At 69.2% G+C, this 26,942-nt stretch carries 25 protein-coding genes; 15 read left to right on the forward strand and 10 right to left on the reverse strand.

Features of this window, described 5'->3' with window-relative positions; translation table 11 throughout:
• Window positions 1–69 precede the first annotated feature (69 nt).
• Window positions 70–987 carry a sulfite exporter TauE/SafE family protein gene (locus B3G12_RS01855; RefSeq protein ID WP_035965671.1) on the reverse strand — a complete coding sequence of 306 codons (918 nt, stop codon included), beginning with the start codon at window positions 985–987 and terminating at the stop codon, window positions 70–72.
• 220 nt (window positions 988–1,207) lie between these two features.
• Here B3G12_RS01855 and B3G12_RS01860 point away from each other — a divergent pair, with 220 nt between their 5' ends.
• Window positions 1,208–1,375: a hypothetical protein gene (locus B3G12_RS01860; protein ID WP_170221141.1), complete on the forward strand. Its 168-nt coding sequence runs from the start codon at window positions 1,208–1,210 to the stop codon at window positions 1,373–1,375.
• A gap of 73 nt (window positions 1,376–1,448) precedes the next feature.
• Here B3G12_RS01860 and B3G12_RS01865 read toward each other — a convergent pair whose 3' ends face one another.
• The 3 genes from B3G12_RS01865 to B3G12_RS01875 form a co-directional block, all read right to left on the reverse strand.
• Entirely contained in the window at window positions 1,449–1,760 is a 312-nt protein-coding gene (locus B3G12_RS01865) for a CDGSH iron-sulfur domain-containing protein (protein WP_307723023.1), read from the reverse strand.
• Window positions 1,757–2,854, reverse strand: a complete 1,098-nt coding sequence (locus tag B3G12_RS01870; RefSeq protein ID WP_145011402.1) for an iron-containing redox enzyme family protein — start codon at window positions 2,852–2,854, stop codon at window positions 1,757–1,759. The genes B3G12_RS01865 and B3G12_RS01870 overlap by 4 nt, the downstream gene beginning before the upstream one ends.
• Window positions 2,855–2,986: 132 nt before the next feature.
• A complete protein-coding gene (locus B3G12_RS01875; protein ID WP_290498790.1) occupies window positions 2,987–5,206 on the reverse strand; it encodes a catalase in 2,220 nt (739 codons plus the stop codon).
• Between the two features lie 184 nt (window positions 5,207–5,390).
• Between B3G12_RS01875 and B3G12_RS01880 the strand changes: the two genes are divergently transcribed.
• On the forward strand, window positions 5,391–5,978 hold the full coding sequence (locus tag B3G12_RS01880; RefSeq protein ID WP_144943022.1) for a GNAT family N-acetyltransferase: 588 nt from the start codon (window positions 5,391–5,393) through the stop codon (window positions 5,976–5,978).
• 86 nt (window positions 5,979–6,064) lie between these two features.
• Here B3G12_RS01880 and B3G12_RS01885 read toward each other — a convergent pair whose 3' ends face one another.
• Window positions 6,065–6,742, reverse strand: coding sequence for a hypothetical protein (locus B3G12_RS01885; protein ID WP_290498791.1), 678 nt, complete (start codon window positions 6,740–6,742; stop codon window positions 6,065–6,067).
• A 512-nt stretch (window positions 6,743–7,254) separates the two neighbouring features.
• On the opposite strand from B3G12_RS01885, the gene B3G12_RS01890 reads away from it, so the two are divergent.
• Together B3G12_RS01890 and B3G12_RS01895 are read left to right on the forward strand one after the other, a co-directional pair.
• The gene (locus B3G12_RS01890) at window positions 7,255–8,331 is read left to right on the forward strand and encodes a 2,3-butanediol dehydrogenase (RefSeq protein WP_055085784.1); all 1,077 of its coding nucleotides are present in this window, start codon (window positions 7,255–7,257) and stop codon (window positions 8,329–8,331) included.
• Between the two features lie 271 nt (window positions 8,332–8,602).
• Window positions 8,603–9,283, forward strand: a complete 681-nt coding sequence (locus tag B3G12_RS01895) for a hypothetical protein (protein WP_094393302.1) — start codon at window positions 8,603–8,605, stop codon at window positions 9,281–9,283.
• 410 nt (window positions 9,284–9,693) lie between these two features.
• On the opposite strand, the gene B3G12_RS01900 is transcribed toward B3G12_RS01895, so the two are convergent.
• The 5 genes from B3G12_RS01900 to B3G12_RS01920 all read right to left on the reverse strand — a co-directional run bounded on the left by B3G12_RS01900 (window position 9,694) and on the right by B3G12_RS01920 (window position 12,962).
• Window positions 9,694–10,308, reverse strand: a complete 615-nt coding sequence (locus tag B3G12_RS01900) for a class I SAM-dependent methyltransferase (protein WP_290498794.1) — start codon at window positions 10,306–10,308, stop codon at window positions 9,694–9,696.
• A gap of 102 nt (window positions 10,309–10,410) precedes the next feature.
• Window positions 10,411–10,944, reverse strand: a complete 534-nt coding sequence (locus B3G12_RS01905) for a hypothetical protein (RefSeq protein ID WP_244944859.1) — start codon at window positions 10,942–10,944, stop codon at window positions 10,411–10,413.
• Window positions 10,945–11,006: 62 nt separating this feature from the next.
• A complete protein-coding gene (locus B3G12_RS01910; RefSeq protein ID WP_145011368.1) occupies window positions 11,007–11,795 on the reverse strand; it encodes a glycosyltransferase in 789 nt (262 codons plus the stop codon).
• A 74-nt stretch (window positions 11,796–11,869) separates the two neighbouring features.
• A complete protein-coding gene (locus tag B3G12_RS01915) occupies window positions 11,870–12,373 on the reverse strand; it encodes a methylated-DNA--[protein]-cysteine S-methyltransferase (protein ID WP_145011364.1) in 504 nt (167 codons plus the stop codon).
• Between the two features lie 142 nt (window positions 12,374–12,515).
• On the reverse strand, window positions 12,516–12,962 hold the full coding sequence (locus B3G12_RS01920; protein WP_094393306.1) for a pyrimidine dimer DNA glycosylase/endonuclease V: 447 nt from the start codon (window positions 12,960–12,962) through the stop codon (window positions 12,516–12,518).
• A 168-nt stretch (window positions 12,963–13,130) separates the two neighbouring features.
• Here B3G12_RS01920 and B3G12_RS01925 point away from each other — a divergent pair, with 168 nt between their 5' ends.
• The 11 genes from B3G12_RS01925 (at window position 13,131) to B3G12_RS01975 (ending at window position 26,623) form a co-directional block, all read left to right on the forward strand.
• Window positions 13,131–13,814: a DedA family protein gene (locus B3G12_RS01925; RefSeq protein WP_144943016.1), complete on the forward strand. Its 684-nt coding sequence runs from the start codon at window positions 13,131–13,133 to the stop codon at window positions 13,812–13,814.
• Between the two features lie 168 nt (window positions 13,815–13,982).
• Window positions 13,983–15,188, forward strand: coding sequence for a PLP-dependent aminotransferase family protein (locus B3G12_RS01930; protein ID WP_290498796.1), 1,206 nt, complete (start codon window positions 13,983–13,985; stop codon window positions 15,186–15,188).
• 43 nt (window positions 15,189–15,231) lie between these two features.
• Window positions 15,232–16,989, forward strand: coding sequence for a choline/carnitine O-acyltransferase (locus B3G12_RS01935; RefSeq protein WP_290498797.1), 1,758 nt, complete (start codon window positions 15,232–15,234; stop codon window positions 16,987–16,989).
• 129 nt (window positions 16,990–17,118) lie between these two features.
• Complete coding sequence (locus B3G12_RS01940) at window positions 17,119–18,477, forward strand: MFS transporter (RefSeq protein WP_290498799.1); 1,359 nt, start codon at window positions 17,119–17,121, stop codon at window positions 18,475–18,477.
• 119 nt (window positions 18,478–18,596) lie between these two features.
• Window positions 18,597–20,258: an amidohydrolase gene (locus tag B3G12_RS01945; protein WP_144943012.1), complete on the forward strand. Its 1,662-nt coding sequence runs from the start codon at window positions 18,597–18,599 to the stop codon at window positions 20,256–20,258.
• Between the two features lie 89 nt (window positions 20,259–20,347).
• Window positions 20,348–20,812, forward strand: a complete 465-nt coding sequence (locus B3G12_RS01950) for a MerR family transcriptional regulator (RefSeq protein WP_290498802.1) — start codon at window positions 20,348–20,350, stop codon at window positions 20,810–20,812.
• Entirely contained in the window at window positions 20,809–21,225 is a 417-nt protein-coding gene (locus B3G12_RS01955; RefSeq protein WP_145012765.1) for a carboxymuconolactone decarboxylase family protein, read from the forward strand. Before B3G12_RS01950 ends, B3G12_RS01955 begins: the two co-directional genes overlap by 4 nt.
• A 71-nt stretch (window positions 21,226–21,296) precedes the next feature.
• Complete coding sequence (locus B3G12_RS01960) at window positions 21,297–22,355, forward strand: IS481 family transposase (protein ID WP_290498804.1); 1,059 nt, start codon at window positions 21,297–21,299, stop codon at window positions 22,353–22,355.
• A gap of 97 nt (window positions 22,356–22,452) precedes the next feature.
• Window positions 22,453–25,293, forward strand: coding sequence for a DNA methyltransferase (locus B3G12_RS01965; RefSeq protein ID WP_290498806.1), 2,841 nt, complete (start codon window positions 22,453–22,455; stop codon window positions 25,291–25,293).
• A 417-nt stretch (window positions 25,294–25,710) separates the two neighbouring features.
• A complete protein-coding gene (locus B3G12_RS01970) occupies window positions 25,711–25,869 on the forward strand; it encodes a hypothetical protein (RefSeq protein ID WP_290498808.1) in 159 nt (52 codons plus the stop codon).
• Window positions 25,870–25,879: 10 nt separating this feature from the next.
• A complete protein-coding gene (locus tag B3G12_RS01975; protein ID WP_290498810.1) occupies window positions 25,880–26,623 on the forward strand; it encodes a DUF6338 family protein in 744 nt (247 codons plus the stop codon).
• Window positions 26,624–26,942: the final 319 nt, after the last annotated feature.

Here is a 26,942-nt window from a genome sequence, read left to right on the forward strand (position 1 = left end):
GCACGGGCGGGGGCCACGAGCCCCACGGCGCCGAGGGGGATGTCACGTCCCCTCGGCGCGACGTCGCCCTCAGACGCTCTCGGGGACGCGCACCTCGGTGCGCAGGGTCGCGGAGCGGCGGTCGGCGAGTTCGCGGCGCACGACCCAGACGACCGCGACGATCCACAGCAGGGCGAGCGCGCCGAGGATCGCGTAGTACGCGGCGTCGCCGGGGAGGCGCGCCTGCACGGCGTCCAGGCGCAACAGGGTACGCGTGTTCGTGAAGATGATGAGTCCGCCGGCGCCGACGGCGAGGATGCGCGGGGCGAGCCAACGCACGAGCCACGCGGCGATCGGCGCGGCCACCACACCGCCGATCAGCAGAGCCAGGACCATGCCGAAGTCGACGCCCTGGCTGCCGAGTGCCATCAGGAACCCGATGGAGGCACCCAGACTGACCACGAACTCGGACGTGTCGATGGATCCGATGACCTTGCGCGGGGCGATCTTGCCGGAGGCCAGCAGGGTGGGGGTGCCCACGGGGCCCCACCCACCGCCGCCGATCGCGTCCATGAAGCCCGCGACCGTGGCCAGGGGGATCAGGAAGAATCCGCGCACCTTGCCCGTGAAGTTGGGGCGCCGCCCGCCGAGCCGCAAGAACCTCCACACCACGTAGCAGCCCAGCAGCAGCAGGATCACGGACATCACCGGTGCGGCGGCCTCCCCGGAGAGGGTCAGCAGATGGGCGCCCGCGAATGCGGCGATCCCGCCGGGAACCGCCATGAAGCCCACGACGCGCCAATCGATGTTGCCGAAGCGCCAGTGCGAGAGCCCGGAGGCCAGGGTGGTGCCCACCTCCGCGAGGTGCACGGTCGCGGAGACCGAGGCGGGGGTCAGGCCCACGGCCAACAGCAGGGTGGAGGAGGTCACGCCGTAGGCCATACCGAGCGAACCGTCCACGAGTTGCGCCCCGAAACCCACCAGGGCCAGCAAGATCAATGTGCGCACGGTGCGACTCCTGTGCAGTCGAAGGGGTGAGATGGCTCAGCCTAGGAACCGGGCGGGCGCTCACCTAAGGAATGTTGCGCCGTGCGTCACAACGTGTAGTGCGATGACATCCGCTTGACATCGGCCGGGGGACGTCTCCCCTTGTCAGCCGTCAGTACGCTGACGAGGATGGGAGGGTCAGCGATTCCGCCGACCGAGACGTCCGAGGAAAGGACAGCACGTGGCAGAGAAGAATCCCGCCAACGCGGGCGAGGAATCCATCAAGATGAGCCCCCAGGAAGAGAGTGCGGCCCTGGGCCGGGAGACCCAGGAGGACGCCGAACCCGCCGACGAGGGCGTGGGCGCCATGACGGACAACAAGGGCGACGAGCCCGCCACCGAGAACTGACCTGAACCACTACGCGATCGGCCCGTGGCATGTGCCACGGGCCGATCGCGTATTCAGGTCTCTGGTGTCCGGCTCAGTCCTCCTCGCCGGGATCCTCGCGGGGGTTGCCGATGTTGTACCGCGGCGGGCGGGTGCGGAAGTTCGCGAGCTTGTGCGAACCGTCGCAGAACGGCGCGATCGACGACATGTTGCACCGGCACAGGGCGACGACGCGCCGCGGCGGCTTCTGCGGCTCGGCCCCCGGTTCCGGGGCGATCAGCACGTCACCGCGCACCAAGAGCGGTCCGTCCGGGCACGGGGTGATCACCACGGGATCCTCGGCGTCGTGCGCCACCGAGAGGACGGGGCTCCCGTCGTCCGTGGTGCGGGGATCCTGCTCGCTCACAGGGCCACCCGCTCTTCGGCCGGGGCCTCGGAACCCACGGTCTGCAGTCCCGGCATGCTCCCGCGCAGGGAGGTCCTCCCGTCAGACCAGCACTCGAGCATGTGATCACCCATGAGCCCGTCCACGTACAGGCACGCGGCCGCGCCGAACAGGACGTCCTCGAGCAGCTCGGGCTCGTCCTGGGCGAGCGCCCCGGCGAGGTCACGCGCGGCGATCTGTTCGTGAACGGCGTCGGCCTCCACGTGCTCGTCGTAGTACCAGGTGACGTCCGCGTCGTAGCCGAGCTTGCGGAACGCCCGTCCGTAGTACTTGTTGGGGATCGAGGACGTCATCTCGAACGCCGCGAGGTGACCCGCGATGGCCCCGCGCAACCGGCGGTGCAGTCCGAACAGGCTCATGAGGTTCATGGACGCGAGCGTGGGGGCGGGCACGAGGTCCAGGTAGTGGTCCGGGGTGTCGTCCAGGCCGAAACCTCGCATGGTCTGCGCGAAGATCGTGGCGTGCACGCGCTCGGGACGGCCCCCGCCGTACTCGTCCGACTGGATCTCCACGAGCGCTGCCTTCGCGCGGCCCCGCAACCGGGCGATGCCCCACGCGTGGGGGTCCGCCTCGCGCAGCGTGTAGATGGAGCGGTGGACCAGGAACTCGCTCAGGATCTCCTCGCTCGGGTGCCGGGCGAGCCACGTGGCCAGGGTGGGTTTGGCGTCCCCGCCGGTCATGGCGAACATCGTGTCCACGAGCTGCGCGGAGTCACCGGGCAGGGGATCGGGCAGGGGCACGCGACGGCGCAGCTCGGCCTCGAAACCGGCCTCGAGCACTGTGCGCACGCGCAGCAGCTCGGGATCCCACTCGCGGTCCGCGGTCACGAATTCCGCGGGCCCGTAGTGCAACAGGTAGAGCAGGAACAGGGCCAGCTGCAGGTCCTCGTCCGCGAGGACGTCCTGCGACGCGTCAACCGCGGTGGCCGCAGCCTCGGACATTGCCGCGTACCCGCTCGCCGGGGTCTCCTCCGGGCCGGTCAGGATCTCCAGGAGGGCCGTGCTCACGGGTCCGCGAGCGGTCGGGGCCACGGTTCGGGTGGGGGCGGTCGTCATGATGGTGTTCTCCGCTCGGGAAGATGGGTGCTCGGCGCGGGCGGGGTGCCTCTGAAGACGGGGATTGCCCGCGGACCGCGGTGGTGCGGTCCGCGGGCAATCGGCGGAAATAGTACGACTACTTCCTATTCATTAGGCCAACATACCCGTGGTCGGGAAACGTTCCCAGACCCGGTGGCTGCCGAGCAGTTCCAACACGGTGCTCAGTACGTCCTTGGCGGAGTCCGCGCTCACGACGCCGGGCGTCTGGGCGATCTGCAGGGCGTCCAGCACGTCTGTGCCGGGGCCGAACGCGGCGATCGCCTTGGCGTGGCGCCACATCTCGTTGAGCAGCAGGCTCACGCGGGGGTCGATGTCGCCCGGGCTGGGGGCACCGGCCTTCGCGTCCAGGCCCGCAGCCACCTGGTGCGCGGGGGCACCCGCGGTGGTGACCACGGCGGCGTCGAACTCGATGGAACGCGCCGTGAGCAGCGTCCGGTGGGCGACGACGCCGGGGGTCACCTCCCCGCCCTGGGGTGCGATCACCAGCGGGACCATGCCCGCGGCGTCGATGCCCGAGACCAGCTCGGTCAGCTGGGTGGCGTCCGTATCCGGGCCCACGAGGATACCCACCTGGCGCCCGGCCACGGGCCACGTGCCACCCACCTGGGACAGCGCCGGTGAGGGGTCCACGTCCTGGGCGGGAGCCACGGTGGGCTCCTGGTCCGGCAGACCCAGCGCCTGCGCCACCGCGTGGCCGAGCGCGGGATCGATCGCGAAGAGGTGCCGCAGCTGACGCACCCGGATGGTCTCGTCCCAGCACTTGCCGAGCTCGAACGCGTACGCCTGCGCGGTGTGCTCACGCTCCACCTCGCTCAGGGAGAGCCAGAACATGCGCGCCTGGGAGAAGTGGTCGTCGAAGGACTGTGGCCGGGCGCGTTCCTTCACGGACTCCGCCACGGGGGCCGGGTAGTCGATGAACGCGTGCTCGCCCTCGGGCGTCTCGAACGGATTGCCGCCGTCCAGCGAGTTGGGGCGGTAGGGGGCCACACCGGAGTGCACGGCGCTCTGGTGATAGCCGTCCCGCAGCATGTCGTTGACCGGGGCGTGCGGACGGTTGATGGGCAGCTGGTTCCAGTTGGGACCGCCCAGGCGGGTGATCTGGGTGTCCAAGTAGGAGAAGAGCCGACCCTGCAGCAGAGGATCGTTGGTCACGTCGATGCCCGGGACCAGGTTGTTCGGGTTGAACGCCACCTGCTCCGTCTCCGCGAAGTAGTTGGAGGGGTTCCTGTCCAGGGTCATGAGACCCACGGGTTGCACGGGAACCAGCTCTTCCGGCACGAGCTTGGTGGGATCGAGCAGGTCGATGCCCTGGAAGCTCTGCTCCTCGTTGTCCTCGAAGACCTGCACGCCCAGCTCCCACTGCGGGAACGCCCCGGCCTCGATGGCGTCCGCCAGGTCACGGCGGTGGAAGTCCGGATCTGCGCCGTTGATCAGCTGGGCCTCTTCCCACGCCACCGAGTGCACACCCAGGTGCGGCTTCCAGTGGAACTTCACCAGCACGGTGCTCCCGTCCGCTGCCACCAGGCGGAAGGTGTGGACGCCGAAGCCCTCCATGGTGCGGAAGGAGCGCGGGATGCCGCGGTCAGACATGTTCCAGATGGCGTGGTGCTGTGCTTCGGTGTGCAGGGACACGAAGTCCCAGAAGGTGTCGTGCGCGGATTGCGCCTGGGGGATCTCGCGGTCCGGGTGGGGTTTCCCGGCGTGGATGACGTCCGGGAACTTGATGGCGTCCTGGATGAAGAACACCGGCATGTTGTTGCCCACCAGGTCCCAGGTGCCCTCGTCCGTGTAGAACTTGGTGGCGAAGCCGCGGGTGTCACGGGCCAGATCGCCCGAGCCGCGGGAGCCCAGCACGGTGGAGAAGCGCACGAACACGGAGGTTTCCTTGTCCTTGGCGAACAGGCCCGCGCGGCTGAGCTTGGTGGCCGAGCCGTAGCCGCGGAACGTGCCGTGGGCACCCGCGCCGCGGGCGTGCACCACGCGCTCCGGGATGCGCTCGTGGTCGAAGTGGGAGATCTTCTCGCGGAAGTGGTGGTCCTGCAGCAGGACGGGCCCGCGGGCACCGGCCTTCAGTGTCAGGTCCGAGGTGGTCAGCCGCGTGCCGTGGGCGGTGGTCAGGTAGTCACCCTGCTGGGCCATGCTCGTGGCCGGGACGTCCGTGGTGGCACCCGTGGGGGTGACACGCTCGGGCGAGCCCTGATCCGGCTTGGGTGGCAGCGGCGGGTGTGCTGCGGTGGGCTCTTCGACGGTCGGCTCGCTGGTGCCGGGAACTCCCGGGACCTGGGGTGACTGGTTCTCGTGTGCGGACATGACGATCCTCCTACGAAGCTGACGCACGCCGCGGACATGGAGTGCGACCTGGTGCTCCCATACTGTCAGCACCCTTGGGGGTGGGCATACACCTGTAGGGAGGCAGTCGCCGTCATGCCCGGTTGTGAACCTGTCACGGGCTGCGCGCGCGGACCGCGCGGCGTCGTCGTGAGACAGTGATCCCATGACGTGGACACCGGTGACACTGCGCGGGCGGCTGGTCCGCCTGGAACCCCTCAGCCGCGAGCACCTGGACGGGCTGATCGGGGCCACCGAGGACGGGCGCATGTGGGAGCGCTGGTACACGAGCGTCGCGGACCCGGACGGGATGGCGGCGGCCGTGGAGCAGCGGCTCACGTGGCAGGACGAGGGATTCATGCTGCCCTTCGTGACCGTGCGGCAGGCGGACGGCGCCGTGCTGGGGATGACCACGTTCTACGACCCCCAGTGGGCAGTGCCGCGCGTGAGCGTGGGCCACACGTGGAACCGGGCCTCCACCCACGGAACGGGCACCAACGCGGAGTCCAAGCTGCTGCTGATGACCCACGCGTTCGAGGAGCTCGGCTGCCAGTGCGTGCGCTACGAGACCAGCTGGGCCAACCAGCAGTCGCGCACCGCCATCGAACGCCTTGGCGCGCGCCTGGACGGTGTGCTGCGCGCGGACCGGTTGGAGCGCAACGGGGTGCTGCGGGACACCGTGGTGTACTCGGTCCTCGCCCACGAGTGGCCCTCGGTGAAGACCGGGTTGGAGGCGCGGGTGGCCCGGCGCTGAGCCCGCCACCCCAGGAGAAACGATGGCTCAGTCCGTTCAGTGGCTCGCGCTGGCGATTGCCGGGCTGGTGGTCCACAGCCGGATCGTCACGTGGGTGCGCCCGAGGTGAGCTGCTGTGCGGAGGGCGCGTGAGCGGCGTCGTCCGGCAGGCGGACGGAACTTGTCAGGGCGGTGAGGCTCGGGCGGCGCGGGGTGGAGCTGAAGCCGAAGTCCGGGGCGGGGGTCATGTCCGTGAGGGGGCCCAGATCGTGGCCGCCCCACGTGGCATGCGAGAACGTGATGGTGTGGAGGTCGTGCGCGGAGTACCACTCGGTGCGGCCGCCGCCCGCGGTGCCCAGCGTGCGCACGCCGGGCATGACGCGGCGCGCCACCGGATCCGTGAGGCGGGCGAAACCGAGCGACGCGCCGAGCGGGCGCGGCACCACCTGCAGGAGGTACCCCAGCGGTGCTCGCGGGCCCACGCTGAACTGCCAGGCGAGGGGCCCGGCGGTGACCGTCCAGCGCGAGCCACGGGAGAACCCGGTGCGGGTCACGCTCACGGGCACGCGGGTGACGGCGTCGAACGTGTAGGTGGCGGAGACGAACTCGGCGACCCACGGGTCCGGGGCGAGCAGCTCACGGCGGCCGTCCGGGTGCGCGACCATCACGTCAGCGAACGGCCCGTGCGGGGTGCTCGACCAGCAGCCCAGGACAAGGCGCGTGCCGCCTTCGGTTCCGACGCCGGCGATGTGGCCGGTGAAGCGGTGGGTGGGGGAGGAGGTCATGGGGCCAAGGGTAGTGAGTGCGGCGGCGCAGAGCACCGGTCGCCAGGTGGTTGGGGCTCAATGAGTCCGTGATGTCGTCCTGGCTGAAAACATATGTTCGAGTGCTGAATGTCTGTGCTCACCACGGTCGTCTCTGAAATGTTGGCCTGGGAGTGTACCCCGCCATTCCCGCCGGCCGTTCCATAGCCTGGCTGGACGAAAGAAGCGTCCTGGAGGAGGAGGCGCATCGGCGGAAGCGTCTCTACCCGGTCCTAGCGTCTCTGTATCCGTTCTCGACACGGTGTCTCCTCGAAGCAGCTGGGTGTAATGACTGGTCGAACGTCTGGACCAGACGCCGGCCGTTGCGCTGAGGCCCAGGGGAATGTTCGAGGGCTGGGCGGATGATGCTTTCTGGCGTGACTACCTCCCACAACAGATGTCCTGAAGTTTCGACCGCATGATCGGCGCCGCAAAAGCATAAAATTGGGGGCAGGGCGCGGGACGTCCGCGTCCGCCTATGGGAGGAGCCCTTCATGAGAGCGGCACGCTACTACGGACGCAAGGACATTCGCATCGACGACCTGCCCGAGCCAGAGGTCGGACCCGGCATGGTGGGAATCGATGTGGCCTGGTGCGGCATCTGCGGCACGGACCTGCACGAGTACCTCGAGGGTCCCATCTTCTGCCCCACGCCGGACACCCCGCACCCCATCTCGGGCGAGACGTCCCCGGTCACGTTGGGACACGAGTTCTCGGGCGTCGTGTACGCCGTTGGCGACGGTGTGGACGACGTGGAGGTCGGCCAGCACGTCGTCGTCGAGCCCTACATCATCGGTGAGGGTGTGGACACCGGTCCGGACAGCAGGGACTACCACCTCTCGGAGAACATGAACTTCATCGGCCTGGCCGGTGGCGGCGGCGGTCTGGGGGAGAAGATCTCCGTGAAGCGCCGCTGGGTGCACCCGATCTCCAATGAGATCCCCCTGGACGAGGCTGCTCTGATCGAGCCGCTGTCGGTGGGTTACCACGCGGTCGAGCGCTCCGGCGCGAAGGCCGGTGACGTCGCCCTCGTGGGTGGTGCCGGCCCCATCGGTCTGCTGACGGCCGCCGTCCTCAAGGCCCTGGGCGTCACCGTGGTGATGTCCGAACTGAGCACCCTGCGCCGCGAGAAGGCCGTCGAGGCCGGTGTCGCCGACTACGCACTGGACCCCCGGGAGACGGACGTGGCTGAGGAGGTCCGCAAGCTCACCAACGGCAAGGGCGCGGACGTCGCCTTCGAGTGCACGAGCGTCCAGGTGGTCCTCGATACCCTCATGGATGCACTGCGTCCCACAGGGGTACTTGTGGTCGTCTCCATCTGGGGCAAGCGTGCGGACTTCGACATGCACAAGCTGGTCATGAAGGAGATCGACCTGCGGGGCACGATCGCCTACGTGAACTCGCACCCCGCGACCATCGCGCTCGTGGAGTCCGGCAAGATCGACCTCAAGCCGTTCATCACCGGCAAGATTGGCCTGGAGGGCCTGGTCGAGGAGGGCTTCGACACTCTCATCAACCGCACCGAGACCGCGGTCAAGATCCTGGTCTCCCCCTCGGGCGAGGGTCTGTAGCCCTTATCAGGCCCAGCCCCCACGGACAGGCATGCGGCGGCCCCTGCGACGTTCTTCGTCCCGGGGTCGCTGCCCCTCTCTGGGCGGGTTCCCGGGACGGGTTGACCCGTTGCCGACGTCGCATGCGCACCTCCCGCGCTGTCGCCACCCCTCACCGGCACACGCCCCACAGCCCCCGCACAGCCGCCGCCAGCACGGGCCACACCTGCCGTTCCTACCGTGGAAGCACGGGCCGACAGCCCGCAAGGAATCCACGAAGGAGAGTGCGACCATGACCACCAGCGCGTACGGATCCGCCCAGAGCACGGACGCCGTGGCCCGGTACCGGTACCTGCTGTCCACGAGCAGCCCGGAGCAGATCGAGAAGGCCCACGAGGAGGCGTTCGCGGCGATGACGCCCACCGAGCGTCAGGAGGTTCTTGCCGCGCTCGCTCGGAACGGTGAGTCTCCCGCGGACACGTCCTCCGCGTCGCTCGCCCGCTCGGCGACCCGCCTGGAAATGCGCCAGCCGGGGAGCATGAGCAGCCTCACGGGCTCGCTCGGCGGGGGCGGTACGGTCCTGGCGTCGCTGGCGGCCGGGTTCGTCGGCTCCGCGGTGTGGAGCGGACTCACGGGCGGCGACGGTGTGGGCGGGCGTCCCGGGCTGCTCTCCCGACTGTTCGGTGGTGGCCGTCGCCCGGGCGGGCTGGGTGGACTCTTCGGCGGCTCCTCGTACGGGAGCGGCTACGGCGACGACCAGGGCTACGGCTCCTCCCGCGGCGGCCACCGCGGCGGGTTCTTCGGCGGCGGCGGGTCCGTCCGCGAGAGGGGCCCCGGTGGTCCCGACGGCGGATCCGGCGGTTTCGGGGGCCCGGGTCGTGGTGGCCCCGGCGGCGGTCCCGGTGGGGCCCCCGGCGGGCCCGGCGGTCGCGGCCCGGGTGGAATGGGCGGTGGCGTGGGCGGCAGCTTCTGAACCGCCCGCCAGTTCAACGGCCAGGGCTCCCCGACGCGCCCGGAGCCCTGGCCGACCACGAGGAAGTGCCACCCGTATGCATTCAATTGTGGACAACTTAGAAGCGAGCAACTAAACTCACTCGCGGCCTTTCCCGGCGCGTCCAGGATCTCGTCCCGGTGTCGTCGGTGGAAGGCAGCAGCACGCCTGCACCGGAGGTACCCTCTGCCCGAGGCAATGGAGCTCCGCCGTTGCTGAGGACGCGTTCGACGCGAGACTCGGTTCTTGGGGGATCGAGCCTCGCTGAGTGGGGGACCGCTCTGTGGGGCGTGCTGCCCTGGGCCCGCAGGCCCGGCGTCGTTCAACGAGGAACCGCCGGCGCCCCCGCCCGGCACATGGCGCTCGCGGACCCGCGCGGCCTGCCCGGTGCGTCAGACTTTTCGAGCCAGCACCACCCGGTCCCGGCTGTGCCCCGCACCGGCCCCGCCCGGCACATGGCGCTCGCGGACCTCGTCCCGTTCGATCTCCCACCCGCGCCCGGCCACGTGCGCGAGCAGGTGCTGCGGCATCACGTAGTCCTGCGTGTCGTACCCGTGGGGCGCCTCGTCCATGTCGTGGTGCACGAACAGCAGCCTTCCTCCCGGCGCCACGGCCCGTTCGAGCGCCTCCTCCACATGCTCGTCACCGCCGCGCGGGATGGCCGGGTACTGCACGGAGACCAGGTCGAACTTCCCGGTCTCCGCCTCCCCGAACCCCTGCACGAGCCACGTGATCGCCAGCCCGGCGGCGTCCGCCCGTGCCCGCCCTCGCTCGACCGCCACGCGGGAGAGGTCCAGCGCGGTCACGCTCCAGCCGTGCCGGGCCAGCCACACGGCGTCGGCGCCCTCGCCGCACCCGACGTCCAGCACCGTTCCCGGCACGAGGTCCGCAACCACCGTGGTGAGGGTCTGGTTGGGCTCACCACTCCACAGGTTCGCGGTGCCGTAGCGCTCGTCCCACTCCTCGGCGGTGGTGGGGGCTTTCTGGGAAGGGTTCTCGTGCGACATGGGATCAAGAATCGCATGCCGGGCCCGACGACGTCGCCCCGCCACCGCACTGCCCCCGGGCACCCCGGTCTCGGGGAGGCTCGGCAGGAAGCCGGTGGGAACTCAGCGCGGTTCGCGGTTGAAGCCCACCAGCGCCGCACCGAGCACGCCCACGGCCACGTCCCCGAGGGTGTCCAGCAGCGGAATGTGGATCTCCGGTGTCACGAACAGGAACCCCAGCAGCTCCATGACCTCCCACACGACCGCGATGAGGAACCCCACCACCGCGCACAGCGCAAATGCCTCCCCTGGCCGGGACCGCGCACGTGCCCGCAGCTCAGGGCTCCCCGTGAGGGCACGGTTCCACGCCATCCACACCAGGGCGTGCAGCGTCACGAAGTGCATGAGGATGTCCCACCACCAGATCGCACTGTAGAGCTGCGCGGCGGCACTGAGCGCGGCGGCCAGCAGGACCAGCGAGCAGATGGCCCGCGGCGCCGCCGCCCGGAACCACAGGAACGCGAGCACCTGTCCAAGCCCCGCGAGCATCAGCACGGCCGTGTCCACCCACCACGTGTCCAGCGCGTAGTACGCCGCCGCGAGGATCGCGGTGAAGCACGTGGTGGCCCCCAGGACCGACCCGAGCGGCCGTCCCACGGAGGCCCAGCCCACTCCTCCACGTGTCCTCCGTGCCTCACCGGCCCCAGCCGCCCCGCGGGTCACCGATGCCCGCCGCTCCGCCAGGCAAGGCGGCCTTCCCACCGCACCCACGGCCGTTCGTCCGCCCAGTTCGTGAGAACGGTGGCGGCGGCCATGCCCAGCTGGCGGCGGATGCGCGCGGGGGAGACCACCGCGCGCCAGGAAACCACCGCAACGTTGTGCGGGTCCATGACCACACGCTGGTGGGGCTGGACCCGGAAGCTGAGGTCGAAGTCGTCGTGCACGCGCGGAGTCCGGTGGACGTGGGGTGACGCCTGTTCCCACCACTCCCGCCGAAACGCCACGTTGGAGCCCCACAGGGCCCAGTGGCCGAGGGCAGTGCCAGCCACGAGCCGGTATGCCGTGATGTAGGCCGCGCCGGTGAGACGTCCGAGCTCGGGGTGGCGGGGGCCGAAACGGGCGATCCCGGAGACGGCTACGGTCTCCCGCTGCCGTCCGGTGCCCCTGTGCGCCGAAGAGCCGCGGGGTGCCGTTTGCGCCGCGTCCAGAATGCTCACGTGCCGTTCGATCCACCCGGGGGCCGGCACACTGTCCGCGTCGCAGCGCAGGATGATGTCCCCTCGGGCGGCGTCGTACCCCGCGGCTGCCGCGATGGCGACGCCGCGCACGGGCTCCGCCACGCTGCGCACCTCTGGGTGGCGGTCCAGGAGGTGCGCCAGGCCGTCCGTGGAGCCGTTGTCCACCACCACGATCTCGTTCGGAGGGCACGTCTGCTGCCCGAGGGCCCGCAGGCAGCGCTCGAGGTAGCGGACGTCGTTGCGCACTGGGATGACAACGCTGCAGCTCATACCGTTCTCCGTGCGCTCTCGTTCCACCCGTCCAGTCTGTCATCCCGTCCCGGGACGACTGCCCGGGAGCCCGTTCACACCGTGGTGGTCCGCTCCTCGCGGTCCAGCAGACGCTGCTTGACGTCCTCACCCCACGCGAACCCGCCCAGTGATCCGTCCGCGCGCAGCACCCGGTGGCACGGCACGAACAGCGCCACGGGATTGCGCGCGCACACGGACGCCGCCGCCCGCACCGCCCGCGGGTTCCCCAGCTGCGCCGCGAACTCCGTGTACGTCAACGGCCGCCCGGGGGCGATCCGGCGCAGCGCCTCCCACCCGGCGAGCTGGCCGTCGGTGCCGTGCAGCTCCACGGGAACGTCTGTCACGCTGCGGGGACCACCGTCGTAGTACGCGAGGACCGCGTCCACCGCCGTCACGGTTCCGGGCACGACGGCGCCGGGCCGGTTCTCCGGCCGCACCCGCGAGAGCAGCGTGGTCACCGAGTCCGTCCACCCGGAGGCGATCACGGCGCCGCTCGGTCCGGCGACGGCGGTGAAGGGGCCGTCCGGGGTGTCGACGGTCTGGAAGAGGTGGCTCATGAGTGGTGGCCTTTCGTTGGGCAGGCTGGCTCAGTTCAACAGCGCGATCCTCGGGTTCAGCGCGGCGGCGACCGTGACTCGTCCCAGGTAGGGGAGCATCGGCACGGCCGCGTCCGCGGGAGGGCACGAGGTGATCGTAAGCTCAGTCCTTGACGCGCTCCCACGAGGCCACGGGACCCTCGACGCGCACGAACACGGGGTGTGGCCGGACCTCCTCCGGTGAGAGCTCGGCAAGGGTGGTGGCCGCCCACCCCGGGTCCCGCCCGAGGACCTTCTGCAGCAGGAAGGTGGACTCGTACGCGAGCTGGCCGTCCGTGACGGTGAGCGAGACGCCCGGCTCCGGCGGACCCACCAGACGGGTGCGGTCGAAGGAGTAGCCGCGGCGGTCCGCCTCGTCCGCGATGCCGTGCAGGTAGGTGACCACGGAGGCGACAGGATCGCTCGTGGCACGGAACCGCTCCAGCTGCGGGTGGTTCGTGTAGCCCTTCGTCCGCCCCAGCAGCACCTTCTGCGCGAGCAGACCCTCCCGCCAGCAGGCTACGAGGGCGCGACGGTCGAGCAGAGACGGGTGTACGGACCACAGACGCATGCGCCCATTCAAACGCATTGCGGGAGGCCGGTGCTGCTCCCGCGTTCCGCAGGGCGCCCGGTTCCACGGGATCTGCCCAGGTTCTGCCCGGAGAGCTCGGAGTACAACCCCAGCCGCCTCGGATAGCGTGGTTGACTCCCCTGACGACCACGCGCGGAGAACTTCTTCATGTCCCTGCCTGTCACCCTGGCTGCCACACCGTCCGAGAGCGCTTCACCGATGACCGGGATCTCTGGGTGGGTGGTGGACGTCATGGAGTCCATCGGAGCCCCCGGGGCGGGTCTTCTGGTGGCGCTCGAGAACCTCTTCCCTCCGTTGCCGTCCGAGGTGATCCTGCCGCTGGCCGGGTTCACCGCGAGCCGCGGCAGCTTCACCCTGGTGGAGGCCATCTTCTGGACCACGCTCGGTTCGGTGGTGGGGGCGACCGCCCTGTACTGGATCGGCGCGGCCGTGGGGCGCCGTCGCCTGCGCCTCGTGGTGGCGAAGATGCCCCTGGTGGACCTCGCGGATCTGGACCGCACCGAGGAGTGGTTCGCGCGCCACGGCAGGGCCACCGTCTTCCTGGGCCGGATGGTCCCCATCTTCCGTTCCCTGATCTCCATCCCCGCCGGCATCGAGCGGATGCCCTTTGCAAGCTTCGTGCTGCTCAGTGCGGCCGGCTCGCTGATCTGGAACACCTTCTTTGTGCTGGTCGGCTACGTGCTGGGTGAGAACTGGCACATCGCCGAGCAGTACGCGGGGATCTTCTCCCGAGTGGTGCTGGTCAGCGTGGTCCTCGTCGCCGTGTGGTGGGTGGTACGGCGGCTGCGCCGCGGCAGCCGGGGGGCGCCGGGGCCTGGCGCTGCTGGGTGACCATCAAGCTGCGCCGTCCCGTGGTTGCCGGGGAGGGCGCGCAGCGCTCCTTCGACCGGCACGTGCTCTCCCTGGTGCGGGCGTGGTGCGTGGACCCCCTGCAGGCCTCCTGAGCACACGGCGCGGCCGCTGCGGGAGCGGGTCCTGAGCCGGTGGGATACTGGCGGCATGAGTACTTCGGAGACCTTCTCGTTCCGCGTTGCCGACCGTCTGGCAGGGGTGGACACCTCGCCCGTGCGGGACCTGCTGGAGATCGTCTCCAAGGAAGGGGTGATCTCCTTCGCGGGCGGTGTCCCGGATCCGGGCTACTTCGAGGTGGAGGACGTCCGGGCGGCCTACGCGTGGGTCTTCGAGCACCAGCCGCAGCGTGCCCTGCAGTACGCCTCCAGCGAGGGGGAGCCGGAGCTGCGCGAGCAGGCGGCGCTCCGGATCAGCCGTGACCTGCCCACCACCGCGGAGCAGATCCAGGTGACCACGGGCTCCCAGGAGGGGCTCTTCGTGGTGGCGCAGGCTCTCGTGAACCCAGGGGACACCATCCTGGTGGAGCGCCCCACGTACCTCGCCGCGGTGCAGGCCTTCGACCTCAACGGCGCGCACATGGTGGGTGTCCCCACGGACGAGCACGGTGTGCTGCCGGACGAGCTCGAGCGGCTGATCGGGGAGCACCACCCCAAGTTCGTGTACCTGATCCCGTCCTTCCAGAACCCCGCCGGCATCTGCATGTCCATGGAGCGGCGCCGCGCCGTCGCGGACGTGCTGCTGCGCACGGGAACGGCGCTCGTGGAGGACGACCCGTACGGCGAACTGGCCTACGCGGGCGACCCCATGCCGCCCATCGCGTCCCTGCCGGGGATGTCCGCGCAGACCATCCTGCTGAACTCGGTGTCCAAGATCATCGCCCCGGGCGTGCGGGTGGGGTGGATGCGCTCCGAGGGCGCCATCCAGTTCACGCTCACCGTGGCCAAGCAGGCCATCGGGCTGCAGTCCCCGGTGCCGGACCAGCTGGCCGTGGCACGCTACCTGGAGACCGCCGACGTCGAGGCGCACCTCCAGCGTGTCCGTCCCGTCTATGCCGAGCGCGCGCGGGCCATGTACGCGGAGCTGGAGCGGGTGCTGCCCGACGGTGCCCAGGTCACCCGCCCGGACGGCGGCATGTTCCTGTGGGCGCGTCTGGGCCACGGCATCGACACCACCCGGCTGCTGGAGATGGCCGTGGAGGAGGGCGTGGCCTTCGTGCCCGGTGCTTCGTTCTACGCGCACGATCCGGACACCTCCACCATGCGGCTGTCCTTCGTGACCCACGCCCCGGACGTGATCCGCGAGGGCGTGGAGCGGCTGGCGAGCGCCATCGAGAGGTACCAGCGCGAGAACTGAGTTCCACCCCAGGGCCTGCCCCACCCACCGAAAGGACCCCGCCATGAGCGTGAAGCCGCTCCCCGTGCCGCCCCTGGGCGAGACGCTTCAGCGTTTCCTCACCGCTGCCGAGCCCCTCGTGGACGCGGAGACGCTCGCGGCGACCCGTACCGAGGTCCGGCGGTTCGGGTCTGAGGAGGGCCCGCGGCTGCAGGCCGCCCTCGAGGGCTTCGCCCGCTCCGAGGACGCCGAGGGGCGCAGCTGGCTCTCCTGCCAGTGGTTGGACGGCTACCTCACAGTCCGCACGCCCCTGCCCCTGACCACGAGCGTGGGCTTCCAGATCACCGGGGACTTCGGGGCGCCGGGCGTGGGTCGTGCCGCCGAGCTCGTGTACCGGGCGGCGTCCGTGCACTTGCGGCAGGTCCGCCGGGAGACCCCGCAGGAGGTCGATCCGCGCGGCAACCCCGTGGACATGACCCAGTGGGAGTGCCTGGAGGGAGGCATCAGGCACCCCCTTCCGGAACGGGACGAGATCCGCAGACCGGGCTGGGCGGCGTCGTCGTCACCGCACCGGGAAACCACGGCGGAGCCGGCCCCCGCCGCGGTCCCGGAGATCGGCGTGATCCACCGCGGCAGGCTGTACGCGATGCCCATCGGTACCCCGCAGCTGAAGCCGCTGCCCCTGCGCTCGGTGGCCGAGGCCCTGCGCGCCGTGGTCGAGCGGGACGAGCCGCGCGAGACCGAGCTGCCCTTCGGGGCGCTGTCCTACCTGGGTGGCGAGGTGGCCGCGCCCCTGCTGGAGCGGCTCACCGGCGTGGAGCACAACCGGGAGGTCTACGAGCGGCTGACGCGCATGCTGTTCGTGGTCAACGTGGTGGAGGCTCGCGCTGAGGTGGTGGAGCACCTGGAGCGCTCCGCGTTCGAGGTGGGCCACGCGTGGGCGTACAAGCCCATCACGTACGGGGTGTGCCTGGAGGACGACTGGCTCGCGATGCACGTGGAGCACAGCACCGTGGACGGCGCCACGATCCTCGCGGTGGTCGGCGCACTGCAGGAGGTCACGATCCCGGACGAGGAGCCGCCCGCCGAGACCCCCGCACCCCGCGCGCTCACCTGGGAACTGGACGCACCGCTGCGCGAGGAGCTCGTGGCCGCGACCGCCGCCTACCGCAGCGAGGCCGCCCTGCTGGGCGTGCACCGTGTGTTCGTGCCCCGGCTGCACCGCGCCGAGCGCCCCTTCCGCATCAGCGACGACGCTGCGCAGCAGCTGATCATGCTGCTCGCCCAGGTTGCCACGTACGGCAGGCCCCGCGGCGTCTACGAGGCCGTGGATGTGCGCGAGTACCAGGCCGGGCGCACCGAGTGCCTGCGCCCCGTCACCCCGCAGGCCGTGTCGTTCGTCCGCGCACTGCACGAGGGCACGGCCACCGCAGAGCAGTTCACCGCCGCTCTGGACGCCCACCGCGCCTGGGTCAAGGCGTGCAAGCGCGCCCACGGTGTGGACCGCCACCTGCTGGGACTCGCCACCGTGGCCGCCACGCTGGGTGAGGAGTCTCCGTTCTTCGAGCTCCCCGCGCTCGCCGCGCTGCGCCGGGACTTCCTCTCCACCACGTCCATCGGCAGCTCGGACCGGATCGTGCGCTACGCATTCGCCCCCACCACGCCCGAGGGCTTCGGGGTCACCTACACCACCCACACGGACGGCTACGAGCTCTGCGTGAACTACCGCCGGGACACGAGCGAGGACCTCGAGGGCTTCGCGCACAACCTCCCGGCGGCCGCCGAGACCCTGTGGGAGTTCGTGCGCACGCTGCGGGGCTGAGGCGGGGGCCGTCCCGCACCAGTTGACGGCGTGCGGAGCAGGTCACATAGTGACATGACCAGGGCCGCGACCTCGCGAATGATCGTGAGCACGCGGGCCCGCCCAGCCGTCCCCGACCCAGAGGTCCACATGTCCCCCACGCCCGAGACCGCCCCGGTCCGCGAGCACAACCCCCGCAAGGCCCGCCGCGCCCTGATCGGCGCCTACGTGGGGACGTCCCTGGAGTGGTACGACTTCTTCCTGTTCGGCACCACCGCCTCGATCGTCTTCGCGCCGCTGTTCTTCGGCGGGGAGGACCCGGCGCTGAAGGTCATCCAGTCCTTCCTGCTGTTCGGCATCGGGTTCCTCGCCCGCCCCGTGGGTGCGCTGCTCGCCGGGCACTTCGGGGACCGGCTCGGGCGGCGCACCATCCTCATGGTCACCATCGTGGTGATGGGCCTGGCCTCCGCCCTGATCGGCGTGCTGCCCACCTACGAGACGGCGGGCATCGTGGCACCGGTCCTGCTGGCCGCGCTGCGGTTCGTGCAGGGCATGGCCGCTGGCGGCGAGTGGGGCGGGGCCACCCTGATGGCCGTGGAGAACGCACCGGAGGACAAGCGCGGGTTCTACGGAGCCGTCGTGCAGCTGGGCTCTCCCACCGGCACCATCCTCTCCTCCATGATCGTGGCCGCCGTGGTGGGACTGTCCGGGGAGAAGTTCCTGGAGGGCGCCTGGCGCATCCCGTACCTGATCTCCATCCTGCTGGTCGTGGTGGGCGTGTGGATCCGGCTGCGCGTGGACGGGACCGACGACTACAAGGACGCCCAGGCCGCCCGCGCCGCCGCGCCCGAGGTCAAGGAGGGCCTGCCCGCCGTCGAGATCGTGCGCACCGTGCCCGGCCGGCTGCTGCTGGGCATCGGCACGTACCTCTTCGGCAACGCCGGGTTCTTCGTGCTCACCACCTTCATGATCAGCTACGCCACCGGCCAGCTGGGCGTGCCCTCCACGGTGATCCTCACGGCCATCACGTGGGGCGCGGTCGCGGAGATCATCACCATGACCATCGCGGGCAAGATCGCGGACCGGACCTCGCCCTCCATCGTGGTGGTCGTGGGCTACGCCATCGCGGCGGTCCTGGCGTTCCCCATCTTCTGGCTCGTGGACACGCGCAGCACGGTGCTGATCACCGCCGCCATGGTCCTGGGCATCGGCTTCGCCTCCATCCCGTACGCCCCGGTCGGCACCGTGCTGACCCAGCTGTTCCCGGTGAAGGTGCGGTACTCGGCCATCGCCCTGTGCGCCAACATTGCAGGCGTGGTCGCCGGGTTCATGCCCGCCCTGGCCGCGTGGATCCTGGGGGCGACCGGCGGCACCTCGCTCGGGCCCACCCTGCTGCTGCTGGTGCTCGCGCTGATCTCCCTGGTCTCCTCGATTTTCGCGCGGCGCCTGATCCGCCGGGACGAGGAGCAGAACGTGGACCAGATCACCGGCGACCTGCTGCAGCGCTGACGACGACGTGCGGCCAGCGCGCCGTCGGGCCGCGCCGCAGCTCCGGAGCACAGGGCCCGAGTTGGCGGACCGGGCCGGCGCACCGAGGCCCGCATTCCACTAACCACCAGGAGACCCCCATGGAGCAGCCGACCACCCGCAGCGTCACCGTGCTGGACGCCGTCGTGCACCGCCCCGGAGGGGCGTTCGAGCGCGAGCCGAAGGGGGTCGTGGTCGAGGACGGCGTGATCACGTTCGTGGGGGAGCCGCAGGAGGCACGACGCCGCGCGGCCCCCTCCGCACCGGTCGTGGACGCGGGCGGGCGGTACCTCGTGCCGGGGTTCATCGAGACCCACGGCCATCCGGGCCTCTACGCCCGACTGGCGCTGAACGCGGACTGCCGCCCGGCCACGACACCGCGCGCGGGCGATGTCGTGGCCGCCATCCGCGAGGCCGCGACCGCCGCGGAGCCGGGCGAGTGGGTGGTCGGCTGGGGCTACGACGAGCACCGCATGGAGGGACCCGGGCCCACCCGCGAGGACCTGGACGAGGCGGCCCCGGAGCACCCGGTGTACCTCAAGCGCACCTGCGCCCACATGGCCCTGGTGAACACCGCGGCACTGGAGCGGATGGGGATCACGGCGGACACCCCGGACCCCTCCGGCGGTCGGATCGTGCGGGACGGCTCCGGCGAGCCCACGGGCCTGCTGCAGGAGACGGCGATGTCCCTGGCGGACCTGCCCGAGAGTGGGCCGCGCGAGCTGCTGGACGGGATGCGCGTGGCGCAGCAGGACTTCGCGGCGTGGGGCCTCACCACGGTCCACGACATGAGCACCGGGCCCCTGGAGATGGGCACGTACCTGCACCTGCAGGAGACCGGGGAGCTGAGCACCAGGTTCCGCCCGTGGTACTTCGCGCTGGAGCTGGGGGACTTCCACGGCAGCTACGACGAGGTGATCGGCACCGGCATCCGCAGCGGGCTCGGGGACGACATGGTGCGGATCCAGGGCATGAAGTTCATCCTGGACGGTTCCGTGGGCGGGCAGACCGCGGCGGTCGCGGAACCGTTTGAGGGCGGCGACTCGTGCGGCATCCTCTACTACGACACCCCGGACATCGCCCCCATGGCCGCCCAGGCACTGCGCAACGGGCTGCGGCTGGCCATCCACGGCATCGGCGAGCGGGCCGTGGAGCAGGCCCTGGACCTCATCGAGGGCGCGGGCCGGGAGGTCGCGGCGGAGGACGACGACGCCGAGGCTGCCTACCGCGCGCTCGTCACCACCCGGCGGCACCGGGTGGAGCACTGCGCGCTGCCCACCGAGGAGGACCTGCGGCGGCTGGTGGAGAACCGGATCGTGGCGGCGTCCTCCACGGCGTTCATCCACGAGCTGGGGGACTCCTACTGCCGGAACCTCGGCCCGCAGCGGATGGCCCGCACGTACCCCATGCGCACGTTCCTGGACCGCGGGATCCTTGCGCCCAGCAACTCGGACTTTCCCGTGACCACCGCGAACCCGTGGCTCGGGATCTCCGCGTGCGTCACCCGCACCACCGTCTCCGGGCAGGTCGCGGACACCGTCCAGAACGTCACTGTGGCCGAGGCCCTGGACGCCTACACCGTGGAGGCTGCCAAGGCGTCCTTCGACGAGGACCGGCTGGGCCGCATCGAGGAGGGGTTCCTGGGGGACCTCGTCCTCCTGGACCGCAACCCGTTCGACGCGGACCCCTCCGAGCTCAAGGACGTCACGGCGGAGCTCACGGTGTGCGACGGGCGGATCGTCCACCGCACGGACGCCGTGTGAGTGGAGCTCCCCCTAGGTGTACTGACCGCGGACGTTGATCGACGTTGCGGCTTGTCTTCGAGCGTGCTCGAACCCCTAGCGTGCGGGACATGACGAACGATCGGGCCCTGGCAGATGCCCTGCGACTCGCCGTCGATCCGCCCGGGGGCGTGAACGTCGACGCTTTGAGAGAACTCACCCGAGCCGATTCCGAAGAGGACTGGGACATCTCAGCGGCCGCCGAGCACTTAGGCGTCAGCCCTCACACCCTGCGCTACTACGAGCGCGCCGGCCTGGTGGTCATCCCTCGGGATCAGGCAGGTCACCGCCGGTTCGACGCCCCGACCGTCCGGCGCCTCGTCTTCCTGACCCGGATGCGGGCATCCGGCATGCCCATCGCCGACCTGCGCCGTTACGTCGATCTCGTCGACGCCGGCGCTGACACGATCCCAGACCGACTCGACCTCCTCCTCGAACACCGCGACACCCTTCGCTCCCAGATCGCCCAACTTCAACTCGCCCTCGCCGCGACCGAGTACAAACTCGCCACCTACCAGGAAGGCCCCCAGCCATGACGACGCCCCAGCACGACATCACCTCATGCGAGAACCTCGCCCGCCGCCAGCACGGCCAAGATGTCCTCTCGCGCATCGACGGCCACCAGGGCGAAGCCGTCATCGAGTCCCTCGCTGACATCAGCCCAGCCCTGGGACATCACGTCGCGGCCTTTGCCTTCGGCGACATCTATGACCGCCCCGGCCTGGACCCGCGCAGCCGTCAGCTCGTCACGATCGGCGCCTTGACCGCGCTGGGTGGCTGCGAGCCGCAGCTGCGGGTCCACATCGGCGCCGCGTTGAACGTCGGCCTCACAGAAGAGGAGATCGTCGAGGCCTTGCTGCATTGCGCGGTCTACGCCGGCTTTCCCCGCGCCCTCAACGCGACGTTCGTCGCTAGGGAGGTCTTTGCTTCGCGACGCGCCAACGCCTGACAAAGAATCACACCGGCCAAGAGGGCGCCAGAGCATCCGGCGGCCCTCCTGGCGCACGCACAAGGACTTCCATGGCACACGCCAACGCAGCTCTCACACCACGACACCGGCTCAAGGTAGCTCGTCTCGTCGTCGATGACGGGTGGCCGATCAGCGAGGTTGCTGCTCGCTTCCAAGTGTCCTGGCCGACGGTGAAGCGCTGGGTCGACCGCTACCTGGCCGGTGATTCCATGCAAGACCGCTCCTCACGGCCGAAGACCTCGCCCAGTAAGACCAGCAAGGCGGTGTCCAAGCGATGCGTCAGCTTGCGAATCCGGTTGCGGGAAGGGCATGTCCAGCTCGCATCCCGGCTCAACATCGCCCCGTCCACCGTGCATCGAATCCTGACATCGGCGCGCCTGAACCGCCTGTCGTATGTCGACCGGGCCACGGGCGAGCCGATCCGCCGGTACGAGCATCCCCATCCCGGGTCTCTGGTACACGTGGACGTGAAGAAGCTCGGGAACATCCCCGACGGCGGCGGCTGGCGGTACGTCGGACGGCCGCAGGGCGACCGCAACCGAGCGGCGACACCGGGCAAGCCCAAGAGCAAGTGGCACAACCCGAAGCTCGGATACGCGTTCGTACACACCGTCATCGACGACCACTCCCGCGTCGCGTACACCGAGGTCCACGACGACGAGACCGCCGTCACCGCCGTCGCCGTCCTGCACCGCGCTGTCGACTGGTTCGCTGAGCGCGGCGTCACGATCGAAAGGGTCCTGTCGGACAACGGCGGTGCGTACCGCTCGCACCTGTGGCGCGACACCTGCGAGGCCCTCTCGATCACCCCGAAGCGGACGCGGCCGTACCGGCCCCAGACCAACGGGAAGGTGGAGCGCTTCCACCGGACCATGGCCGACGGCTGGGCCTACGCCCGCTGCTACACCAGCGAGCAAGAACGCCGAGAGGCCCTCGAGTCATGGCTGCACCAGTACAACCACCACCGCCCCCACACGGCGTGCGGCAACCAACCGCCCTTCTCACGATTGATCAACGTCCCCGGTCAGTACAACTTGTGTTCAGCTTCCGGATCACATCGGGGTCGGGCAACAAACGGGGCCGGGGCATCACCCGCTCACTTTCCTTAAGGGGGGCGGCACCATTATGTGCCACCGCAAACAGTCCACCTCGAGGGCTCCGCGCGGCGTCCCACCCATAGAAGCCTTGCCCCGTAGTCTCATGCGTATGTCACAAGATCAGCTCGGTCGCGCCGAGATCATTGCCAACCTCCAGGACTTCGCTACCGGTTGGGCTGAACGCATCGTCCAGTGGCGCGCCGAGGGCGAGACCGCGACCGAGAGGCGGTATGCGCAGCAGTTCTGGTCCGGGCTGCTGCGGTGCTTCGGGATCATCCCCGAACGCATCAACCTGTTCGAGCAAGACGCCACCCGCGCCTCCACAGGCCGGCGAGGATGGATCGACTTCTTCATGGCCGGTGTGGCCATCGGCGAGGCCAAGAGCCTCGGCGTGGACCTTGATGACGCCGTGGAGCAGATCAACGACTACCTGCGCGGCGGGATCGCCCAGACCGAGTGGCCCAAGTACGCGATCGCCACCAACTTCGAGCAGCTCCGCGTGCTGCGCCTGGATGGCACCGAACCCGAAGTGCGCTTCACTCTGGAGCAGCTGCCCCAGCACTACGACACGTTGAAGTTCCTCATCGGCTTAGAGACCGTCACCCACCGGGAGCAAGAAGAAGCCTCCATCGTCGCCGCCCGGCTGATGGCCGGGCTCTACACCTCCGTGCTCGGCGAGGACGCCGATCAAACCGTGGGCGAGCAAGCCCCGCGCACCCGCGAGGAAGAAGACGAGCGCGCCGAACGCACCTCGATCCTGATGACCCGGCTGCTGTTCATGCTCTACGGCGACGACGCCGGCCTGTGGCGCCGCGACCTGTTCTACCAATGGGTGCTGGAGGAGACCACCGCCGACACCCTCTCCACGCAGCTCGAGGCCCTCTTCCGCCACCTGAACACGCCCCCCGCCCGGCGTTCCCCGCGCACCCCGGAGCTGCTAGCCCAGTTCCCCTACGTCAACGGTGGGATCTTCGCTGACCGGATCGAGGTGGACTGGTTCACCCCTGAGACCCGCGAGGCCCTGCTGGCCACGTGCCGGTTCCAGTGGTCACGGATCTCGGTGTCGGTGTTCGGGGCGATGTTTCAGCTCGTGAAGTCCAAGGAGGCTCGCCGGGCGGCGGGGGAGCACTACACCTCCGAGGCGAACATCTTGAAGACCATTGGCCCGCTGTTCCTGGACGACTACCGGGCCCGAGCCGACCGGCTGATCCGCAACAAGTCCACCAGCGCCCGCGAGTTCGACGGCTTCCTGGAAGAGATGGCGGCGAACATCTACGTGGACCCCGCCTGCGGTGGCGGCAACTTCCTCAACGTCGCCTACGCCCGGCTACGCGAGATCGAAACAGACGTGCTCGCGGAGAAGCGCCGGCGCTCCAAGGACTACTCGGAAACCCAGGGTATGACCATGAGCCTGGACGCGACCCTGGACCAGAAGCTCACCATCGACCGGTTCTACGGCATCGAGATCAACTGGTGGCCGGCCAAGATCGCTGAGACCGCCATGTTCCTCGTGGACCACCAAGCTAACCTGCGCCTGGCCGCGGCCATCGGCCAGGCCCCCGAGCGGCTGCCCATCACCATCACCGCCCATATCACCCACGGCAACGCGCTGCGCCTGAACTGGGAGGAGATCCTGCCCGAACCGGCAGGACAGACGTTCATCTTCGGCAACCCTCCCTTCCTGGGGCATGAGACCCGCGACGCCGCGCAGCTGGCGGACATGCGCCACGCCTGGGGCAACATCGACCAGCTCTCCCGCCTGGATTTCGTCACCAGCTGGCACGCCAAAGCCCTCCAGCTCTACCGAGACCGCCGCGGCGCTTTCGCGTTCGTGACCACCAACTCCATCACCCAGGGGGACCAGGTGCCCCGACTGTTCGGGCTGATCTTCAAGGAAGGCTGGCGGGTGGCCTTCGCCCACCGCACCTTCGCCTGGGACTCCCAAGCACCAGGGCAGGCCGCGGTGCACTGCGTCATCGTGGGCTTCGACCGCGACCGGGCCACCAAACCCCGCCTGTTCGAGTACGACTCGGTTCACGCTGAACCCCGGGAAGTTCCCGTGACCCATAGCCTCAATGCCTATCTGGTGGACGGCCCGAACCTACTGGTGGAGAAGCGATCCAAGCTTCTGTCCCCGGTTCTGCACAAGGCTTCCTACGGCAGCATGGCCCGCGATGACGGCAACCTGTTGGTGAGCCCCGAGGAATACCCCACCGTGGTGAGTGATCCCGTGGCCGCTAAGTACGTGCGGCAGTTCGTGGGGGCCAGTGAGCTGGTGAACAACCGGGACCGGTGGTGCCTATGGTTGGAAGACATGGACCCCCAAGACATTCGGCGCAGCCCAGAGCTGAAACGCCGGCTGGAGGCTGTGGCTGCGTTCCGCGCCAAGAGCAGCGCCGGAAGCACACAGAAGATGGCTCAGACCCCGCACCTGTTCGGCCAGCGCGCGCAGCCCGATTCGGCCTACGTGTGCATCCCCATTCACGTCGCAGAGAACCGGCGGTACTACCCGGTCAAGCGGTTTGGTCCCGACACGATTGCCAGCAACGCGACTTTTACGATCTCCGACCCAGACGGCCTTCAATTTGCGGTCTTGTCCTCCTCGATGTTCTTGGCTTGGCAGAAAGCTATCGGCGGGCGCATCAAGTCCGATCTGCGGTTTGGGTCCACACTGACCTGGAACACGTTCCCGTTCCCCGAGGTGGACGATGCCACCCGAGCCAGAATCACCGCTGCGGGGCAGAAGGTGCTCGACGCCCGCGCACTGCACCCAGAACGATCGCTGGCTGCCCATTACTCTCCGCTGGCCATGGACCCCGCCCTGATCCGCGCCCACGACGCTCTCGACCGGGAGGTAGACAAAGCCTTCGGTGCCCCCCGGAAACTCACCACCGAAGAGCAGCGTCAAGAAGTGCTGTTCAAGGCCTATGCCGGGATGGTGCGCCAGTAGAATCATGGTGATTTGGCGGGATAGAGCCCGTGGAAGCTGCTACTGGGGCTCTATGGCAGGATCTACCAGAGTGCTGTGGATTGCAGGAGATCGTATATTAACGACTCCGGAAGTGGAGCATGGATAAATTCTGGGAATATCTCTTGAACCGTGTACTAGCTAAGGGCGACGACGCCGGTGACATCAGTGGGCAATCATTGTGACTCCACTGTGGCGAGATCCCACCAGCACGCGATCGGTGCCCGGAAGAAGGGGGCTGTGCTCTCGAGGCCAAGGCACTGCTGGTGGCGACCAGGCGGGCCCACGCAGACGTAAAGCTCAGAGGCTAATCTGTAGCGGTGTCTGGGATGTGGGTAAGAATGGAGGTGGCGGCTCCTTCTCCGGGGTCGTTCCCCCGGACTGGAAATAGGACCAACTATGGCTGAGACCCCGCGCAGGATCACCGAGGACAAGATCGACTGCTTGAGCGAGAGCCGAGGAACCGTGGTGATGAACACTGAGCAGGTCCAGTTCGTTCAGACGGACAACGGTCAGGATCGGGTGGGCCAGGGCGAAGTCCCGCCGCGCTTCTTCTGAGTCGGCAAGCGTGACGCCTTCGAGTCTGGCGACCCTGTTCGGTTTCCTGTTCTTCATCGCCCCCGGTCTATTGGCTGACCTGCTGGAAGCGCGGCGTCGCGCTGGGGCCAAGGAGTCCGCCTTCCGTGAGATCGGCCGGGTGGGGCTCTTCTCCTTAGCCTGTTCTGTGGCCGGAGCTGCGGTGGTGGGTGTCGTGCTGGTCGGGTTGCAGGGATGGACCGGCTTCAACCCACTGCGGGCAGTGCGCGACTCTGCCTACGCCACCGACTACTTTTGGTGGTCAGTCACCGCGGTGGGGCTGGTGTCGGTGGTTGGGTGCTTGGCCGCCCTGGGGTTTCAGTATTGGCGTCTAGGGCCCATGCGTCTGCAGGTACAGCAAATCTCCGCCTGGTCCGTCGCCTTCGAGATTCCGGGCCGACTCCAAACCAGACCCATCAGGTGGTTTAAGGGCAAGCTCGATGGCACCGCTGCTGGTCGTTTCATGGCCCGGTTTCACCCCGGGCCGGGGGCCGGCCGTGTGGTGAAGGTTGAGATGCTCAGTGGCGAGCAGTATGTCGGTGTACTGGCTACCTTTACCCCGAACCTCGAGATGGCCGACCGGGAGCTGGCCCTGGCCCAGCCGTTGTGGGTGGAGCGCGATTTAAGCAAAGGTCTGACGCGGGTGCCTCAGGAGTGGGAGCGAATTGTGCTTCGCGGTGACCAGATCAAGGTGATCGCCGTCCAGAAATACGTCTCACCGTCCACATCGGTTTGACTGGGTGCCTACCTTTGTACCGTTTGGCAGGAACTGTGTTTCACTCTGGCCACCGTGTCCGGGTTGCCCTTGGTGGGCATGATGAATCACCTTGAGTTTAATGCCGTTGCTGTTTGAGCTCGGAAGCATGGACGGCATACCGAAAGAGATTGATCCCCAGCTGCTCAGGAGGTGCGCGCGGATCGTGTCGGAGCACCCGTAGCTGTACCTCGCCCAGACCTCCGCTGTCATCGCAGTTTCCCGGTAGGAGGGTGTCTTCCTGAACCGCCTTGAACTCGGCGCGAAACCCAGAGCGCATCGCCGGCCCCACCACTCAGGC

Source organism: Kocuria sp. UBA5001, from assembly GCF_002398425.1.
Taxonomy (GTDB): Bacteria; Actinomycetota; Actinomycetes; order Actinomycetales; family Micrococcaceae; genus Kocuria; species Kocuria salsicia.

Bases quoted from the DNA above. Each gene is read 5' to 3' on its own strand.
- B3G12_RS01955 (WP_145012765.1), top strand. From the start codon at position 20,809: ATGACGACGCCCCAGCACGACATCACCTCATGCGAGAACCTCGCCCGC.
- B3G12_RS01895 (WP_094393302.1), top strand. From the start codon at position 8,603: ATGACCACCAGCGCGTACGGATCCGCCCAGAGCACGGACGCCGTGGCC.
- B3G12_RS01880 (WP_144943022.1), top strand. From the start codon at position 5,391: ATGACGTGGACACCGGTGACACTGCGCGGGCGGCTGGTCCGCCTGGAA.
- B3G12_RS01970 (WP_290498808.1), top strand. From the start codon at position 25,711: ATGGCTGAGACCCCGCGCAGGATCACCGAGGACAAGATCGACTGCTTG.
- B3G12_RS01900 (WP_290498794.1), bottom strand. From the start codon at position 10,308: ATGTCGCACGAGAACCCTTCCCAGAAAGCCCCCACCACCGCCGAGGAG.
- B3G12_RS01910 (WP_145011368.1), bottom strand. From the start codon at position 11,795: ATGAGCTGCAGCGTTGTCATCCCAGTGCGCAACGACGTCCGCTACCTC.
- B3G12_RS01915 (WP_145011364.1), bottom strand. From the start codon at position 12,373: ATGAGCCACCTCTTCCAGACCGTCGACACCCCGGACGGCCCCTTCACC.
- B3G12_RS01965 (WP_290498806.1), top strand. From the start codon at position 22,453: ATGTCACAAGATCAGCTCGGTCGCGCCGAGATCATTGCCAACCTCCAG.
- B3G12_RS01950 (WP_290498802.1), top strand. From the start codon at position 20,348: ATGACGAACGATCGGGCCCTGGCAGATGCCCTGCGACTCGCCGTCGAT.
- B3G12_RS01875 (WP_290498790.1), bottom strand. From the start codon at position 5,206: ATGTCCGCACACGAGAACCAGTCACCCCAGGTCCCGGGAGTTCCCGGC.
- B3G12_RS01945 (WP_144943012.1), top strand. From the start codon at position 18,597: ATGGAGCAGCCGACCACCCGCAGCGTCACCGTGCTGGACGCCGTCGTG.
- B3G12_RS01885 (WP_290498791.1), bottom strand. From the start codon at position 6,742: ATGACCTCCTCCCCCACCCACCGCTTCACCGGCCACATCGCCGGCGTC.
- B3G12_RS01940 (WP_290498799.1), top strand. From the start codon at position 17,119: ATGTCCCCCACGCCCGAGACCGCCCCGGTCCGCGAGCACAACCCCCGC.
- B3G12_RS01920 (WP_094393306.1), bottom strand. From the start codon at position 12,962: ATGCGTCTGTGGTCCGTACACCCGTCTCTGCTCGACCGTCGCGCCCTC.
- B3G12_RS01960 (WP_290498804.1), top strand. From the start codon at position 21,297: ATGGCACACGCCAACGCAGCTCTCACACCACGACACCGGCTCAAGGTA.
- B3G12_RS01935 (WP_290498797.1), top strand. From the start codon at position 15,232: ATGAGCGTGAAGCCGCTCCCCGTGCCGCCCCTGGGCGAGACGCTTCAG.
- B3G12_RS01925 (WP_144943016.1), top strand. From the start codon at position 13,131: ATGTCCCTGCCTGTCACCCTGGCTGCCACACCGTCCGAGAGCGCTTCA.
- B3G12_RS01870 (WP_145011402.1), bottom strand. From the start codon at position 2,854: ATGACGACCGCCCCCACCCGAACCGTGGCCCCGACCGCTCGCGGACCC.
- B3G12_RS01890 (WP_055085784.1), top strand. From the start codon at position 7,255: ATGAGAGCGGCACGCTACTACGGACGCAAGGACATTCGCATCGACGAC.
- B3G12_RS01930 (WP_290498796.1), top strand. From the start codon at position 13,983: ATGAGTACTTCGGAGACCTTCTCGTTCCGCGTTGCCGACCGTCTGGCA.